Source organism: Methyloglobulus sp., assembly GCF_964779595.1.
Genome location: NZ_CBAROL010000024.1, coordinates 15,027 through 32,088, shown reverse-complemented (window position 1 = coordinate 32,088; position 17,062 = coordinate 15,027). Strand labels below are relative to the sequence as shown.

Annotated in this window: 18 protein-coding genes; 5 read left to right on the top strand and 13 right to left on the bottom strand. The window is 47.6% G+C overall.

Going from position 1 to position 17,062, the window contains the following annotated elements:
- Positions 1–446 precede the first annotated feature (446 nt).
- From AC1YY3_RS09295 to gshB, 10 genes are all read right to left on the bottom strand, one after another.
- Positions 447–1,241: a hypothetical protein gene (locus AC1YY3_RS09295; RefSeq protein WP_482194439.1), complete on the bottom strand. Its 795-nt coding sequence runs from the start codon at positions 1,239–1,241 to the stop codon at positions 447–449.
- Positions 1,242–1,378: 137 nt separating this feature from the next.
- Positions 1,379–2,563, bottom strand: a complete 1,185-nt coding sequence (alaC, locus tag AC1YY3_RS09290) for an alanine transaminase (protein WP_481824876.1) — start codon at positions 2,561–2,563, stop codon at positions 1,379–1,381.
- Positions 2,564–2,691: 128 nt separating this feature from the next.
- Positions 2,692–4,161 (bottom strand): lipopolysaccharide biosynthesis protein, encoded by a 1,470-nt coding sequence (locus AC1YY3_RS09285; protein ID WP_481824877.1) that lies wholly within the window; start codon positions 4,159–4,161, stop codon positions 2,692–2,694.
- Between the two features lie 124 nt (positions 4,162–4,285).
- Complete coding sequence (locus AC1YY3_RS09280; RefSeq protein ID WP_482194438.1) at positions 4,286–4,696, bottom strand: GIY-YIG nuclease family protein; 411 nt, start codon at positions 4,694–4,696, stop codon at positions 4,286–4,288.
- Positions 4,697–4,702: 6 nt separating this feature from the next.
- A complete protein-coding gene (locus AC1YY3_RS09275; protein WP_481824893.1) occupies positions 4,703–5,977 on the bottom strand; it encodes a dihydroorotase in 1,275 nt (424 codons plus the stop codon).
- Positions 5,977–6,939, bottom strand: a complete 963-nt coding sequence (locus AC1YY3_RS09270; RefSeq protein ID WP_481824894.1) for an aspartate carbamoyltransferase catalytic subunit — start codon at positions 6,937–6,939, stop codon at positions 5,977–5,979. The genes AC1YY3_RS09275 and AC1YY3_RS09270 overlap by 1 nt, the downstream gene beginning before the upstream one ends.
- Positions 6,939–7,394, bottom strand: coding sequence for a Holliday junction resolvase RuvX (ruvX, locus tag AC1YY3_RS09265; RefSeq protein WP_481824879.1), 456 nt, complete (start codon positions 7,392–7,394; stop codon positions 6,939–6,941). Before ruvX ends, AC1YY3_RS09270 begins: the two co-directional genes overlap by 1 nt.
- A gap of 16 nt (positions 7,395–7,410) precedes the next feature.
- On the bottom strand, positions 7,411–7,971 hold the full coding sequence (locus AC1YY3_RS09260; RefSeq protein ID WP_481824880.1) for a YqgE/AlgH family protein: 561 nt from the start codon (positions 7,969–7,971) through the stop codon (positions 7,411–7,413).
- A 33-nt stretch (positions 7,972–8,004) separates the two neighbouring features.
- Positions 8,005–8,823, bottom strand: coding sequence for an energy transducer TonB (locus tag AC1YY3_RS09255; protein WP_481824881.1), 819 nt, complete (start codon positions 8,821–8,823; stop codon positions 8,005–8,007).
- 59 nt (positions 8,824–8,882) lie between these two features.
- Positions 8,883–9,830 (bottom strand): glutathione synthase, encoded by a 948-nt coding sequence (gene gshB, locus AC1YY3_RS09250; protein WP_481824882.1) that lies wholly within the window; start codon positions 9,828–9,830, stop codon positions 8,883–8,885.
- 127 nt (positions 9,831–9,957) lie between these two features.
- Here gshB and rpmB point away from each other — a divergent pair, with 127 nt between their 5' ends.
- Positions 9,958–10,194, top strand: coding sequence for a 50S ribosomal protein L28 (gene rpmB / locus AC1YY3_RS09245; RefSeq protein WP_349027654.1), 237 nt, complete (start codon positions 9,958–9,960; stop codon positions 10,192–10,194).
- 12 nt (positions 10,195–10,206) lie between these two features.
- The gene (gene rpmG / locus AC1YY3_RS09240) at positions 10,207–10,362 is read left to right on the top strand and encodes a 50S ribosomal protein L33 (protein ID WP_349027653.1); all 156 of its coding nucleotides are present in this window, start codon (positions 10,207–10,209) and stop codon (positions 10,360–10,362) included.
- A gap of 230 nt (positions 10,363–10,592) precedes the next feature.
- Here rpmG and AC1YY3_RS09235 read toward each other — a convergent pair whose 3' ends face one another.
- Positions 10,593–10,994, bottom strand: coding sequence for a transcriptional regulator (locus AC1YY3_RS09235; protein ID WP_481824883.1), 402 nt, complete (start codon positions 10,992–10,994; stop codon positions 10,593–10,595).
- A gap of 92 nt (positions 10,995–11,086) precedes the next feature.
- On the opposite strand from AC1YY3_RS09235, the gene AC1YY3_RS09230 reads away from it, so the two are divergent.
- Entirely contained in the window at positions 11,087–13,159 is a 2,073-nt protein-coding gene (locus tag AC1YY3_RS09230; protein ID WP_481824884.1) for a site-specific DNA-methyltransferase, read from the top strand.
- A complete protein-coding gene (locus AC1YY3_RS09225) occupies positions 13,125–13,304 on the top strand; it encodes a hypothetical protein (protein WP_481824885.1) in 180 nt (59 codons plus the stop codon). Before AC1YY3_RS09230 ends, AC1YY3_RS09225 begins: the two co-directional genes overlap by 35 nt.
- 25 nt (positions 13,305–13,329) lie before the next feature.
- Here AC1YY3_RS09225 and AC1YY3_RS09220 read toward each other — a convergent pair whose 3' ends face one another.
- Together AC1YY3_RS09220 and AC1YY3_RS09215 are read right to left on the bottom strand one after the other, a co-directional pair.
- Complete coding sequence (locus AC1YY3_RS09220) at positions 13,330–13,626, bottom strand: HigA family addiction module antitoxin (RefSeq protein WP_481824886.1); 297 nt, start codon at positions 13,624–13,626, stop codon at positions 13,330–13,332.
- Positions 13,627–13,635: 9 nt separating this feature from the next.
- On the bottom strand, positions 13,636–13,935 hold the full coding sequence (locus AC1YY3_RS09215; protein WP_481824887.1) for a type II toxin-antitoxin system RelE/ParE family toxin: 300 nt from the start codon (positions 13,933–13,935) through the stop codon (positions 13,636–13,638).
- 38 nt (positions 13,936–13,973) lie between these two features.
- Between AC1YY3_RS09215 and AC1YY3_RS09210 the strand changes: the two genes are divergently transcribed.
- Positions 13,974–16,898, top strand: a complete 2,925-nt coding sequence (locus AC1YY3_RS09210; RefSeq protein WP_481824888.1) for a DEAD/DEAH box helicase family protein — start codon at positions 13,974–13,976, stop codon at positions 16,896–16,898.
- Positions 16,899–17,062: the final 164 nt, after the last annotated feature.

Genomic DNA, 17,062 nt, shown 5'->3' with positions numbered 1-17,062 from the left:
CAATGGCAAGAATGGTAAGGCTATCGCCTGCGCCGCTATGCGTAAACTCATTCATCTTAGCTTTGCTATCTTGAAATCAGGCGAACCTTTTGATCCTCTTTTCGCAGTAAAATAAGCCTTGACACTTGGGTTTTAAGACGGTATCTACAGAACTACCTACTTGCTTTTAATGCTATCCAATTCTTCACATGCCGTCATACAAGTAGAAGCCGCCCTATCGCAAGTGTAAGAAGAACCTTGGCATGTGGTCATGTCTCTTGCACATTGAGCCTTGCATTTAGCCCCTTCAACCGTCGTAGGTTTAAAGTTGCCCCCTGCTGCACAGCCAGTAATAAGAATACATAGAGGCAAAAATAGAATTAAATATTTCACGATTCAATTTCCTTTTATGGGTATGAATAAACTCGAAGGTAGACATAATAGTTGAAAAGCATTGCACAGAATGTTTATATTCCATAAGGCGGAATACGCTTTTCGCCATTCCTCTTTAGGGACTTGTTTGGCAACTGAATAAAAAATGGAATCTCGACATCTTCCATTCGCGGACGATCTTTCACATTCTGCTGCACAAGATGAATTTTCTCATCGTTTGGGAATAGATATAAATCTACACCAACAATCCAACATTGTCCGGCGAACTCATTAACAAGATAAGCAATTCGATTTAGTTCGTCGAGAATTTTCTCAATAGCTTTGGGGTGATTCCCTGGAGAAACTTTCTCTAGCATCGCATAGTGCGCCACCATATCCGCAGCGTAGTAATAACTATTACCCACTGTATCAGATAAGTAGATTTTCCACCTTTCTTCCTGCTTAACTTTCTCGAAACCACATTTCATCATTTCGATGGAGTAGTGGAACGCAAAATCGTTTCTGACATCATTGAGACAATTTGAGTTACTAAAGTAACCTTTAATATCCTTCAAAATTATTTTTGCTTCGTCATCAAACTTCGATTCCCACAACTGTGAGACTCTTGACTTAAAATATGCCTTTTCCATGAATTTCCAAAATTCGTGCAGTTTTCCCGCTAATATCTTCGCTAGCATCAACGCTTGCGATATGTGAACTTCTTTGAGAATCTCAGGCTGTTTTGGGGCATTTGACGCCCAAAAGAACAGCTTTTGTAGCATATTGACTTCATTAGCAATATGGGCAATTCCAAAGAGAAAGACCCGTTCCGTCTCAGGCATGGCTAATAGCCGGTCTTGCGGTAATTCCAATAAATTGATTTCTATCATGCCACCCAACATTTTTAATCGTTCCCACGCTCTGCGTGGGAACAAGGACGAGGAACGCTCCGCGTTCCGTACACCGCAGAGCGGTAAATCTGCATTCCCACGCAGAGCGTAGGAACGATCTTAATTAGTTAGGTCTATCATACAACCCCATCTTTCTTCATCATACTACGAATGCCGCGAATGGCCTGACGGGTGCGGTGTTCATTTTCGATTAGCCCGAACCGGACGTGATCATCCCCATACTGACCAAACCCGATACCGGGAGCTACCGCCACTTTCGCTTCCAGCAACAGTTTTTTAGAAAACTCCAATGATCCCATCGCTTGATAGGCTTCAGGAATTTTTGCCCAGACAAACATGGTCGCTTTCGGTTTTTCAACCGGCCAGCCAGCCGCGTTTAAGCCTTCGCATAATACATCACGCCGTTTACTGTACATATCGGAAATTTCCCGCACACACTCTTGCGGCCCTTCCAGTGCAGCGATGGCAGCAATTTGAATTGGCGTGAACGTGCCGTAATCGAGATACGATTTAATCCGCGCCAATGCCGAAACCAGTTCCTTATTGCCGCACATGAAACCAACACGCCAACCGGGCATGTTGTAACTTTTGGACATGGAAAAAAATTCCACAGCAATATCTTTAGCACCTTCCACTTGCAGTATCGACGGCGCAATATAACCATCGAACACAATGTCGACATAAGCGATGTCATGGACGACCCAAATTTTATGCTCCTTGGCGAGCGCGATTATTTTCTCAAAGAAATCCAATTCCACGCACTGGCTAGTCGGGTTGCCGGGAAAATTCAGGATCAGCATTTTGGGTTTCGGCCAGCACTCGACGATGGCTTTTTCCAGTTCCTCGAAAAAATCCACACCCGGAATCAACGGCACATGCCGCACATCAGCACCGGCAATCACCACGCCATAAGGGTGGATAGGGTAAGCGGGATTCGGCACCAGCACGACATCGCCGGGCCCCAATGTAGCCAAAGCTAAATGCGCCAGCCCTTCTTTGGAGCCGATAGTGACTATCGCTTCCGTTTCAGGGTCTAAATCCACATCAAAGCGGGTTTTGTACCAGTTACAAATAGCCCGCCGTAACCTTGGGATACCTTTGGACATCGAATAACGGTGGGTATCTGGCCGCTTGGTCGCCTCCAACATCTTATTGACGATATGGTCTGGTGTGGGCTGGTCAGGATTGCCCATGCCGAAATCAATAATATCTTCACCTGCTGCTCGCGCTTTGGCTTTTAGCTCATTGACGATATTGAACACGTAAGGAGGTAAACGGCTGATGCGGTGAAATTGTTCCATGTTTACTCTTGAGAAATGCGGATTGTGTGAAGTTATTAAAACGAACTAAGGTACTGTTACCCTTACAAGATGTCAAATTGGTTTAAATGCTGTCTTGATAAAGTTTCGTAGTAGCACTGTTGTAATTCCTAAGTCATTCTTAATTGCCGTCTTTCAAACAGCGTTGCAATCAATAAATAAAGCAGCAACAACGCCCCCGCCAATAAACCAGGCTGCCAGAAAATCATCGGCTGTAATTGCAATTTAGCCTGATAAAGCCCCAAACCTAAGGCTATATACGCCAAAATCCTCAACACATCATAATCGACCGGATAATAAATCCGCCCCAATAGATAAGACACTATCGCCATACCCGCATAGCCGATCAAGTGCGCCCAGGCTGAACCCATATAGCCGTACACGGGAATCCACCAGATATTTAGGACGATAGTGAGCGCAGCGGCACAAAGGGAAACAAACGCGCCAATTAAGGTGTGGTCGGTCAATTTGTACCAGATTGATAGATTGACGTAGATGCCTAAACACAAATTGGCAAGCAGTAAAATCGGCACGACATCTAAGCCAACACGAAACTCTGGCCCGACAAAGTATTTAAAGAAATCAATGAATAAGGTGACTAGCAAAAAGATAAATACACAAAAAATCACAAAAAACCGCAGCACTTTTGCGTAGATGGCTCGCGCATCACTGTTTTGCGAATAAGAAAAGAAAAACGGTTCGGCAGCAAAGCGAAAAGCTTGGATAAACAAGGACATCAAGATAGACAGCTTGTAACATGCGCCATAAATGCCCAGCATTTTCATATTGGTCGCCAAATCGTAAGGCAGCAATTGCTTGAGCAATACGCGATCTAGCATCTCGTTGATAATGCCCGCAAAACCGATTATCACCATCGGCAGGGAATATTTGAGCATACGACCAAATAACTTTTTATCGAAACCCCAGCCCAAGCCCAGAAAAAGCGGAATCAACAAGAAAAACTTGCATACGCTGGCGATTAAATTAGCGATAAAAATATAACCCACTCCTAACGCCGGATCGTAAAACTGGGTGATTAAAGGATAGGTTTTATCAGCATAGAGTTTAGGGCAATACTTGATGAAAAACAGGCTTAAACCTACCGTTATCAGTATTTCAGCGATTTTAATCCCGGCGAATGAAAAAGCTTTATCTTCTGCACGTAAACGCGCAAACGGTATGGATGAGACAGCATCTAGGATGAGGATTAGGCTAAAGCAAAGCACGTATTCGGGATGATCCGAATAACTTAGCAGATTAGACAACCACGGATTTATCCACAGGATGAGGGCAAAAAAACCTAAGTTTATTAGTAGGATAAACCATAACGCTGTGGCGTAAGCCTTATCTTTTTCGGTGTTTTCTTTGTCGCGGAAACGAAAATAACCGGTATCAAACCCGAATAGCAGCACCACCGAAAAAAATCCTGCGTAAGCATAGAACTCCGCCACCACCCCGTATTCTGCCGCAGAGAAATAATAAGTATAAAGAGGTACGAGCAGGTAGTTGAGGAAACGCCCAAAAATGCTGCTAAGTCCGTAGATAGCCGTTTGGGAGGCGAGTTTTTTGATGATACCCATGTAAATGTTTAGGGGATATGTGGCAGTTCTAGGAATAGATAAGTAGGGTATGCACTGCATACCCTATCCCAAGCCGAATAATTATGTGGCATCCAAAAGGTACACGATGCGTACCCTACTCGGCTTAAATACCGGCAGTGTTCCATGATGGTTTTAATGATGAAAACAAACTGTCTTCGAGACCTGCCGCCAAGTTAACATGAAAGCCACCGTAATAAAGCAATCCGTTGTCAGGTAACGCATATATTGAAACAGGTTTATTTGCCGTTAATGTTTCAGTAATGAATTTATTGCCTTTAATGTTTGTTGATTGAGTTGGGTGTGGATTTTTGTAACCGTTCATTCGTTGTTTTAACGGTTGAACAGTTTTGCCAACATACATTACGGTATCCTCCGAAATAAATGCATACAACACATTTTGAGAAGATGCAATATCATCCAGTGTGAACAGTACCTTCCCCGAATCCAAAGTCCATCCACCAACTTGCCGGAATCCCATATTTTTTAAACGTTCAATTGGCGATAAAATTTTCATGGAGTCCTAACTATAAATAATTTTTCCCGCCTGCAAAGTATGCGTTACCCGCCCTTTAAACGTCTGCCCCCAAAACGGCGTATTCAACCCTTGGCTACGCCAGTTTCCAGAATTCACCTGCCATTCCTGTTCAGGATCAAAAACACACAAGTCGGCAGCAAAGCCGGGAGTTAATGCACCGCAATCTAATTTTAATATTTGGGCGGGTTTTAAGGTTAGCGCAGCGATGCCTTGTTCAAGGGTTATGGCACGTTCCGCCACTAGCTTAAGCATTAAAGGCAATAATGTTTCCAGCGACGAAATGCCCAGCTCGGTTTCCGGGAAAGCACCGAGTTTTGCATCCAGGTCATGTGGTTGATGGTCTGAGCAAATGCAGTCAACGGTGCCGCTTGCCAAGCCCTCACGCAGGGCTGCCTTATCGCGATTCGTGCGGAACGGCGGCAAGACGTGATACGCACTATCGAAAGGGATCATGTCGTCTTCGGTCAGATGTAATTGATGAATGGCGACATCGGCGCTGACTGCCAAGCCGTATTTTTTGGCTTGGTGGAGCTTGATGACTGAGCGTCTGCTACTGATCTGACCGAAGTGGACGCGGCAACCGGTCAATTCGGCTAATTCCAGACATTGTGCCAAAGCGATAGTTTCTGCGGCATCGGGAATGCTAGGTAATCCGTAACGAGTTGATAGCTTACCTTCATGGACGCAGCCGTTATTTGCGAGCCAAACATCGTTAGGTCGAAAGATGAGCAACAAGTCATGGCTGGCGGCATATTCCATTGCTCGCCTAAGTACCAGCAGGTTTTTCACCGGCTGATTAGCGTTACTGACCGCTACGCAACCGGCATCTTTTAAGGCAAGCATGGCACTTAGCTCGATGCCTTCCAGCTTTTGGGTAAGTGCGGCTATCGGCAAGATTTGCGTATAGCCGGATTTTTCCGCTTGGTCCCTAATAAGCTCGGCAACCGCACGGGCATCGATGACAGGGATAGTGTCCGGCTGCAAGCACATCGTGGTGATGCCGGATGCGGCGGCGGCGGCAGTTTCGCTGGCGAAAGTGGCTTTGCGGCTTTCTCCTGGTTCGCGTAACCGAGTGCTTAGGTCGATAAAGCCTGGGCAGACGATTTGGTTGTTGGCATCAATTATCCTGTCCGCTTTAAACCCGGCGGGTTCATTGGTTACCGACGCTATTTTGCCGTCGGCAATATAAACCGAGCCGATTCGGTCAAATTTGTTAGCAGGGTCGATAATCCTACCGTCTTTGATGAGTATGCGTTCCATCACAAACTGTCCTGCTTTTGCATCGCCATTGCCATAATTGCCATACGGATGGCGATGCCGTTGCTCACTTGTTTGAGGATGACTGACTGCGAGCCATCCGCGACATTTGAGTCGATTTCCACGCCCCTGTTGATTGGGCCTGGGTGCATGACTATCGCATCGGGTTTGGCAATTTTTAATCGTTCTTCGGTCAGCCCAAAACATTTGAAATACTCACTTTCGCTGGGCAGCAGCGCGGCACTCATGCGTTCTTTTTGCAAACGCAACATGATAATCACGTCAATATCTTTCAAGCCATCGGTGAGATTGTGCGAAACCGTCACACCCATCGTTTCAACTTGTGCAGGCAACAAGGTTTTAGGCGCAATGACGCGGACTTCTGCGACACCTAGCGTATTGAGTGCCTGAATATCCGACCTTGCAACACGGGAATGCAGGATGTCACCGACGACGGCAACCCGCAAGTTTGCGAAGTCGCCTTTCATCTGCCGGATGGTGAACATATCCAACATGGCCTGGGTAGGATGGGCGTGTTGCCCATCTCCGGCATTGATAACGCTGACGTTGGGTGCAGCATGTTGAGCGATAAAGTGCGCCGCACCGCTAATGCCGTGGCGCACAACAAACATATCGACATACATCGCTTCCAGATTACGGATGGTATCGAGCAGGCTTTCTCCTTTCGAGGTTGATGAAGTGGCAATGCTCATGCTTAACACGTCGGCTGACAAACGCCGGGCGGCGAGTTCAAACGTCGTGCGGGTACGGGTGCTATTCTCAAAAAACAGGTTGACGATGCTTTTACCACGTAGCAGCGGAATTTTTTTGATTCGCTGGTCTTCCGTGCCGACAAAAGATTCCGCCAAATCCAGGATTTCTATCAATAAAGCTTTATCTAGCCCTTCAATGGTTAGAAAGTGTTTGAGTTTACCTTTCGAATTTAATTGTAAGTTATTGGACATCATTGAGGCGCGTTGTCATTCAGCCAAGTCTGCAAAATAAGTTGTGCCGCCAGTTGATCCTGGACTGCCCATAGCTTTGTTGCGCTTAGGTTTACCTCGTCAAATAGCATCTGTTTGGCTTCAAAGGTGGATAGGGTTTCATCTTGCTGATGTACAGGCAGTTGGTATCTGCCTTCTAGTTGCCGACAAAATTTTAGCATACGCGGCGTGATAAGGTTGTCTGTGCCATCCATTTGTTTGGATATGCCAACGACCAAGCCGATAGGTCGCCATTCGTTGATGAGTTTGCTTATGCCCATCCAATCTGGATTTTGGTTGATGGAACGTAAGGTTTGCAGCGGACTGGCGATACCTGTCACTAAATGCCCGACCGCAACCCCTATTTTTTTACTGCCAAAGTCAAAGCCTAGATAGGTTTCATCGTGCGTTTTGCTCTGTAACGGGTCTTGCTTCACGGGGTATCCCACGATGTCAACAATGCCCTGCTGGCGTGGTCAACTGATTAATATCAATGCCGATTTGGCTGGCGGCGGCATTCCAGCGCTGATTTACGGGGGTTTCAAACAAAATCTGTTTGGCACAAGGTGTATTTAACCAGGAATTACTTAGCATTTCTTTTTCCAGTTGCCCTTCACTCCAGCCGGCATAACCTAATGCGATCAAATATTTTTTCGGACCTTCGCCTGCCGCAATCGCCTCTATCACGTCACGGGAGGTGGTCAAGGAAATATCCTCCGAAACCGGCAACGTCATATCCCAAGTCCCACAAGCATTGTGAACGACAAACCCCCTATCCTGCTGCACTGGACCGCCGGAAAATACCAGCGTTTCTGCCGTCTCTAACACAGTGGCAGTTATATCCATTTGTTTAAAGATTTCACCCAGTTTCATCTCAGCAGATCGGTTAATCACAATGCCTAATGCACCTTCTTTGGTGTGCTGGCATAGATAGGTAACGGTGTGATGGAAAATGGGCTCTATCAAGCTCGGCATGGCGATGATGAATTGATTATTGAGATAGTTTTCACTCATTTTAGCAATCCTATTTGCTGACGGTAGCGGTTATTATGGCGTAGTCATTCCTGATTCGTCAGAAAATTTCCATTTTCGAGTGATAACCAAGACATTGACTTCCTTAAGCAGGTCGCTAGGTAGTGCCGAAAAAGGCGCACTCATCCTGACAATTCGCTTTGCCGCTTCATCAAGCGCAGGGACACCTGAAGATCTGGATATCCGAATGCTGTAAATACTGCCATCCGCTTTTATACCGACATCCATGGTTAATGTCCCAGAAAAATTTTTCTGTTGGGCGATTACAGGATAATTCATGTTTCCTGTATGTTCGACTTTCCGCTCCCAGTCTTTCACATATTGTGCAGCAACATATTTATGAGCACTTACGGAATTAGCAAACTTGATTTTAGCCTGATCGGAGCTTTGTTGCTTGAGCCTGATTTCAGTACCGTATTGCGTAATCTGCTGTTGCAAGGTTTCCGCCGTTAACTGTGGGTGCTTTTCCGTGTCGTGTGTCGTCTCAGGATGCTTCTCAGAAACGACTTTTGCGACCGCTTTTTGTTGCGTGATGAGTTTTTGTTTAGCTTTGGGTTCTGCAAGTGCTTGTTCGCTTTTCTCAATCTGTCTTTTTTGACTATTACCCTGACTAGCTATTCTTTGTGCTGGCGGCTGTGGCTTTTGGGCTTTTTCACCCGCGCCTATCTGATTATCCTGAGCTAAGAATTTTGCTTGTTTGGGTGCTTTCTTAGCGGGTGTGCTGACTAAGGTAACATCTATTGAACGACTGTTCTGGATGGGCGGCTCAGGCTCACTAAAACGGATGCCTAGCACAATAATGATATGGATGATGGCCGCTATAAATAAGGCCACCAATAACCTATCATTATTAGTTATGGTACTTGTTGAATCGAAAGTCGCCAGATTTGCCATCATTTCAACGCAATTTCAATATGATCCATCAACAAACCGCTGATATTCAGACCGAACTGTTTGTCTAACTCCTGTACGCAGGTTGGGCTGGTGACGTTGATTTCAGTCAGAGTTGATCCAATGACATCTAAGCCCACGAATACCAAGCCTTTTTCCCGTAACGTAGGACCAACTTGATTGGCAATCCAGCGATCTTGATCGGTTAGTACCCTGCCCTGACCCGTTCCGCCAGCCGCCAGATTACCTCGGCTTTCGCCGCTGGCAGGGATACGGGCAAGACAATACGGCACGGGTTCGCCATTAATCATCAGGATGCGCTTGTCACCGTCTTTTATCTCAGGTAGATATTTTTGCGCCATTACCTGACGGCTGTTGTGCTGAGTCATCGTTTCCAAAATCACGCTTAGATTAGGATCGCCCTCACGCAAATGAAAAATGGATGCCCCGCCCATGCCGTCTAAGGGCTTGACAATGATTTCACCCAGCTCATGCAGAAAATGCTTAATCCTGCTGGCATCTCTGGTGACTAAAGTTTCAGTGCAACACTGCGGAAACCACGCCGTAAACAGCTTTTCATTCGCATCACGTAAGGATTGCGGCTTGTTGACCACGTAGACACCTGCATGTTCCGCCAGTTCCAACATGTAAGTCGCATAGAGATATTCCTGATCGAACGGCGGATCTTTTCGCATGAGGATGACATCAAGCATGTCAAGTGCAATATCTTGTTCGGCAACAAAGTTAAACCATTGCTTTTCATCACGTTGCACCGTCAACGTTCGGGTTTTGGCGTACGCCTTGCCGTTCCTTAGATAAAGACTACCAAGTTCCATATAATGCAATTCCCAGCCTCTAGTCTGGGCTTCAAGTAACATGGCGAAGCTGGTATCTTTTTTAATGTTGATGCGGTCGATGGGATCCATGACCATGCCCAATTTTATTGGCATTACTGTCTTTCCATAAGATTTTGAGTGATTGTTCCCTTCATTTTATAGATTGTTATTTACCTTGAAAAGAATTTTTGGTATAAAGATGGGCTAATTTTGAATCCAGACACCCAGCTAGAGGCTAATCATGTCCAGAGTATGTCAAGTAACAGGTAAACAACCTGTTGTAGGTAACAACGTATCACACGCTAACAATAGAACCAGAAGACGTTTTCTTCCCAACCTGCAACACCATCGGTTTTGGGTGGAAAGCGAAAACCGATGGATTCGCTTACGGGTATCCACTAAAGGTATGCGAATTATCGACAAAAAAGGTATAGACGTTGTTCTGGCGGATATGCGTAAAAACGGCATCATAGCTTAAGAGGACTAAAACATGCGCGATAAAATCAAACTTATTTCCAGCGAAGGCACAGGCCACTTTTACACCACTACCAAAAACAAGAAAACCAAGCCTGAAAAAATGGAGATCAAAAAATTTGATCCTGTTGTGCGTAAGCACGTTATGTACAAAGAAGGTAAAATCAAGTAACTCTTTGCTTCTGCATACCTGATTTTCAGGCTTTTAGCATCATGTAGGCTGGGTTGAGGTACGAAACCCAGCCGTAAGACAGGGTTTGCAAACCCTCCAATCTTCGGATGTGTAATTTCCTGCCCGACGTAATCCGCCACATCTACGGACATCGCATTCGGCAGATTGCGTCGCACCCATAGCACCATCAAAGCGGATAGCCCGGATGTTTGCGCGCCTAATCTACGGCATTAGGGTTTACCCGATGCAAACACCTTAGTAAAAGCCTGGATAACCTCCCGTACAATCTTACGTTGCGGCAGCGGCAAGCTCAAATACGCTTCAATCGTTTCCCGTTCCCGATAATCCAAAGCCTCGTCCCATTGTTTCCGTTTAGTGCGGATAGATTCTGTCGCTTGTTCGCCAAAGCGGAGGGTATGCGGTTCTATTTTTAACCACTCCGCCAACACCTGTAACTTTTCCTGCGAAGGAATCGCCTCGCCGCGCAACCAGCGGCGCACTGCTTGTACTGTCACTGACCGTCCCCAATAACGGGTATTGAATTCGCGTTCCAATATTGTAGGCCGGAGCGAGTATCCGGCATCCTCAATGGCTTTGCGTAAGCGTTGGCTAAACTCTGTTTTCTCATCCATGAACAGAAAGTTAAGTTTTGTTGCGACTTTATAACAACTAATTGTTCAATTTAATATAAACTTACTGTTCATTTATTGATGAACATTTAGTTATGGCAAAAAGCCTGCTCGAACAACTTCCCGAAATTGTTGCCAAGGGGCGGCAGACGGCTGAAAAAATACTGGAAAACCTGGAAGGCCGCCATCGTATCGGCCTGCAAACCCGTGAATGGGTATTGCCATCAAAAGACAGCGTGGCGACAGACTGGATTACCGCCAACGACAGGCGCGTACACCTAAATCCCCCTCTCCCAGTGGGAGAGGGTCGAGGTGAGGGCGAACAATGGCACAACCGCCTGATTTACGGCGATAACCTGCTGGCGATGGCGGCCTTGTTGGCGGGTGACGACAACACGCCCAGCTTGCGCGGCAAGATCGACCTGATCTACATAGACCCACCGTTTGATTCCAAAGCCGATTACCGCACTAAAATTACTTTACCCGGTGTGGAATTGGAACAAAAACCCACCGTCATCGAGCAATTCGCCTATTCCGATACCTGGGCGGACGGCACGGCCTCCTATCTGGCGATGATTACCCCGCGTTTGATCCTGATGCGGGAACTGCTCAGTGATACGGGTTCCATCTATGTGCATCTGGATTGGCATGTGGGTCATTATGTGAAGTTGGTTTTGGATGAGGTGTTTGGACGTGAAAACTTTGTTAATGAAATTATTTGGCAAAGCGCAATTGGTGATACATCGGCTAAAAACAAAAAATTTATCAAATCTCACGACACTCTGTTTTTTTATCGAAAGAATGATGCCAATCCTATTTGGAATGATGTTTTTCAAGAATATAGCGATGCAAGTGAAAAGCTATATTCAAAACGAGATGAAATTGGTTATTACCAGATGGTATCTGTAGATAATCCAGGTGGTGGAGGTTATATCTATGATCTTGGATTTGGTGAAACTATGCCAAAAAATGGTTATAGGATGCCAAAAGAAACTGCACAGGAATGGATAAAGCTGGGGATTCTTCAAGCAGAAGCAAACAAAGTGCCTCGCAGAAAGTTATATAAAAGCTCCGATGGCGTACGCTGCCGTGATGTTTGGGTAGATGTACGCTCATTACAAGGCAGTGAAAGTATCGGTTATGCAACGCAAAAACCGAGTTTGCTGCTCGAAAGAATTGTTGCGGCTTCTACAAATACAAATTCGACAATCGCCGACTTCTTCGGCGGCTCAGGCACAACCGCCGCCGTTGCCGAAAAACTAGGCCGACGCTGGATCACTACTGACCTTGGCAAACCCGCCTGCATGATTATGCGGAAACGCCTGATCGACCAGAACGCCCAACCGTTCTTGTACCAAGCCATCGGCGATTATCAGGTGGAAGCGGCAAAAGCCAGTTTGGGGCGGCAGTTTAAGATCGGTGATTTGGCGCACATCATCCTGCAATTGTACGGTGCATTGCCCTTGCCGTTGGAGGAAAATCCAATGCGAAATCTGGGTTATCTCCCCTCGCCCTCAGGGAGAGGGGTCGGGGGTGAGGGTGATATTTCCGCCGCCATGCCCTCACCCCAGCCCTCTCCCGCGGGGAGAGGGAGTAAAACGTTGGTGTTCGCCGACTCGCCCAACAAACTCACTGGCACGGCAACGCTGAAAAAAGCCATCGCCCAGCGCGATACCTTGATGGGCGGTTGGGATAAGGTGGTGGTGCTGGGCTGGAATTTTGAGCCGTCCATCGGCGAAACCATCACCGCCCTGAACGACGACAAGCTGGAAGTGTTGGTGATTCCGCCGGATTTGTTGGATCGCTTGAAGAAGAAAGGCGGGTTGGAGAAGTTGAAAGGCACGGTGCGTTTTGCCAGTTTGCAGTATTTGACGATTAAGCCTGTCCGTCGTGTAGGGTGCGCTCCGCGCACCATCGCCACTCAAGGTGCGTACAACGCACCCTACGATAGCTACGAAAGTGAAGAAACCCTCACCATCGAACTCGACAACTACGTCCTGCTGTCCCCGGAAGCCATCAATCTCGACGAAGCCAACCGCGCTAAACTGCAAGGCATTATCAATAGTGAACCCTTGGCGTTGATCGAATACTGGGCAGTAGACCCCGGATTACGACGGCCAGTTATTCCGCTCGGTGTGGCAAGATTATCGCGGCAATACCGAAAATGACGGCGACCCGCTACGGGTAGTTACACAAGCCCAACTTACCGTACCCGCTAAGGCAGGAAACCGTAAGGTCTGTGTGCGGGTAGTGGACGTGTTTGGGTTTGAGGCGGAAGTGGTGGCAACCGTAGCGGAAAATGATAAAGCCTGATCTTGGCAATTGCCATTGTGGAAAATCAGGCCGCAATCAACGGACGAACGGCTTCGAGACTGTCTTTCAACTCGGTTTGAGCGATTTTAAGGTCATAACTGGTCTGCAAATTCAGCCAGTACTGGGGTGTTTGCCCCAACGCACGGGCAAGACGCAACGCCAGTTCCGCCGTGACCGGACGATCCCCTTTCAGTATATGCGACACCCGCATCGGCGAAACACCCAACGCATCGGCAAATGCCGCCTGGGTCAAGCCGAGTTCGTCAAAGGTTTCACGCAAAAATTCGCCCGGATGAATGGGCGGCAAGCCATTGTTAGTCATAATTTTTCCTCAGTGGTAATCAACTATTTCAACATCAAACGCATCGCCATCGGTAAAGCGAAAACACAATCGCCATTGCTCGTTGATGCGAATGCTCCAGCAGCCGTGCCGATTGCCGCCCAGACTTTCCAAGCGGTTAGACGGCGGCAAGCGCAAATCATCTATGCGGTTAGCTGCGTCCAGTTGTGTAAGCCGCATTGCCGCACGGAGCCTTATATCGGATGGCAAACGCCGGGATTTGCCTGTGGCAAAAAAGCGTTCGGTTTCCGTATCGGCGAAGTTGCGTATCATAGGAATCAATATAAACATTTTGTTTATGGCTGTCAATTAGCCAGTAAGGAATCCGCATGTCTCAATTGGAATTAGCCAAAGGTCTTACTATCAAAACCCAACAACTGTGCATCGGTCTGGAAAGCGGCGTTGCCGATCTGTTTGATCTGGTGACACCAACGACATCGGAATTGTTGCACTGGTGGTTTGGTGAGGAGGCGTGTGCCATACGTCGCCTGAATTTTCATTCAGGGCAAAAGCAAGCCATCCTGAATACCATTGTCGCCCATGAAATTTATAAGGCCAACAATTTAAAAAGCCTTTATCAACACGCCGCGCCAGATGCTTTATTAACAGGCACACGGCTGACAGAAGTTTCCCAAAGTAAGCATAATCACCCGAAATATTGCCTAAAAATGGCAACCGGCACGGGCAAAACCTGGGTGCTGCAAGCATTGATGATCTGGCAGTTGCTTAACAAGAACGCGGCGTTGGCGCATGGCTTGGATGATGCGCGTTTTACCCGGCATTTTCTGGTCATCGCGCCTGGGTTGATTGTTTATGACCGTCTGCTGGATGCATTCTGTGGTAAGCAGGTGGAGGGTATGCGGGATTTCGCCAGCTCCGATATTGCCCAATATGCCGAGTTGTTCATCCCAGAAAACCAGCGTGACACGGTGTTTGCGTTTGTACGCGGCAATGTTTGCAATAAAAGCGAAATCGGCCTGAAAACCACGGGCAACGGCATGATTGCGATTGCTAATTGGCATCTGTTGCAAGAAGCGGGTGAGGAAGAGCCCGACGAGGCCGAACTGGAAACGCCGGGGGCGACAGTTGACCCGCAAGCCATCATCAATGCCCTGTTGCCATTAATGCCGGGTAAGGCAACAGGCAATAGCCTGGATGTGCTGGATCGGCGTTTTGCGCGTGGCAATGTGCTGGATTATTTGGCGGATTTACCGGAGTTAATGGTGTTTAACGATGAGGCGCACCATATCCATGACTTCAAGCGCGAAGGTGAAACGACCGAGGTGGAATGGCAAAAAAGCCTGACGCGTATTGCGACAAGCAAAGGCCGACGCTTTGTGCAGGTGGATTTTTCAGCTACACCTTATAACGATGTGGGTTCTGGCAAGAATAAGCATAAGGTGTACTTCCCGCACATCATCGTCGATTTTGACCTGAAAACCGCAATGAAAGCCGGATTGGTGAAGTCGCTGGTGCTGGACAGACGCAAGGAAATCGGTGCATTGCCTTTGGAATTTAAGGCGGAACGCGATGAGGATGGCAATCCGGTTTTGAGTGCTGGGCAACGGGTGATGTTACGCGCTGGCCTACAAAAGCTGAGGAAGTTGGAGGTTGATTTTGCCCGTATCGACCCTAGCCGTCATCCAAAAATGCTGGTGGTGTGTGAGGACACTACCGTATCGCCGTTGGTGGTGGATTTTTTCCGCGATGAAGGTTTAGCAGAAGACGAGGTTATGGCTATTGATTCCGGCAGAAAGGCGGAACTGGGCGAAAAAGACTGGGCTGTGGTGCGCGAACGCTTGTTTGATGTTGACCGACACGCTGCGCCGCGAGTCATCGTCAGCGTGTTGATGTTGCGGGAGGGCTTTGATGTCAACAATATTTGCGTGATTGTGCCGCTGCGTTCCTCGCAAGCTCAAATTTTGCTGGAGCAAACCATAGGGCGCGGGTTACGGTTGATGTGGCGGGATGCCGATTATGCCGACAGCAAACGCGAAAATCGGGAACGTATCGCCAAGGGACAAGAGCCCAACAGCCTGATTGATATTCTGTCGATTGTGGAGCATCCGGCGTTTCAATCGTTTTACGATGAATTGATGCGGGAAGGTTTGGTAGGTGTTACCAGTGAGGACAGCGACGATACCAGCAGTGTCGGTGATTTGATTTCTGTCGGCTTACGTGAAAGCTACGAAGAGTTTGATTTTGCCATTCCGTTTATCCTGCGCGAGGCCGAGGAAGGCTTGGAGCATCACGCTCTGGATATTGCATCGTTGCAGCCATTTTCGGCGATGAACCTTGCTGAACTCAAGACATTATTAGGCAAAGGTGATGTGTTTATATCTCAGGATTTGCAAAGCAGCACCTTGTTTGGCGATTACCGCGTTGATGGCGCGGTGATGAATGTGGCGGGGTACAACGATTTTCTGTCGCGCTTGACACGGCGTATCGCCCAAGCACTCAGCCAACCGTTGCCAAAAGGCAACAAGGTTGCCACACATCTCGCCAATCCTTATCTGCAAGTCAATACCGCTGAACTGGCCGGATGGCTGGAAAGTTATATCCGCCAGCGGCTGTTCAACATGCCCTTTGACCCGTTACTTGATGAAAACTGGCGTTTGCTGTTATTACAACCAATTGTCGATCACATCGTCAAAGTGGTGGCTTTGGCGTTGATTGAAGCGGAACACAAGCCGCAGGTCGGTGCAAGCGAGATGCGTTACCGTTTGTTGTCGGAAGTGGGCAAGTTACCGATGCGGGAAAGCAATTCGCTTCCGGTCAATAAGTGTATTTATCCACGCTTGCCTTATCCTGCCCGGAATGGTGGCTTGGAAAAAGCCTTTATCGAATGGGCGGACAAAGACAGCAGTGTGCAGGCGTTCTGCAAAATCAGCGAAACGCGCCATGATTTTGTTAGGCTGCGGTATGTGAAGGAGGATGGGTTACCCGCTTTTTACTCGCCGGATTTCCTGTTGCGTACCGATAAGGCAGTTTATCTGGTGGAAACCAAGGCGCAAGGCCAAGTTTCATCACCCAATGTGCAACGGAAACTGAAAGCGGCGGCGGCTTGGTGCGATAAGATCAATCTTCTGCCGGAGCAAGAGCGGTCATATATGGCTTGGCATTATGTCTTGCTGGGCGAAAGCGTGTTTTTTGAATGGCGGGATAAAGGTGAACATTTGGCAGCCTTATGCGAGTTTGCCAGGGTGCGTGCTTCGGTTTCTCTGGCTTCGCAACAAAAACTCTCATTTAGCTAGTTTGATAACGGTTTTGGTGCTGATTCGGAAAGCCTACACGCAGTATAGCTTGCAACCTCGTGCTGAAAGCTTCGGTGCTACCGCTTTCTTTAAACCACAAGAAAATCCTGCGAATGGGGCAACATGCCCAGTCCCGCTTCCAGCCTGGCAGGTGTTGGCAATGA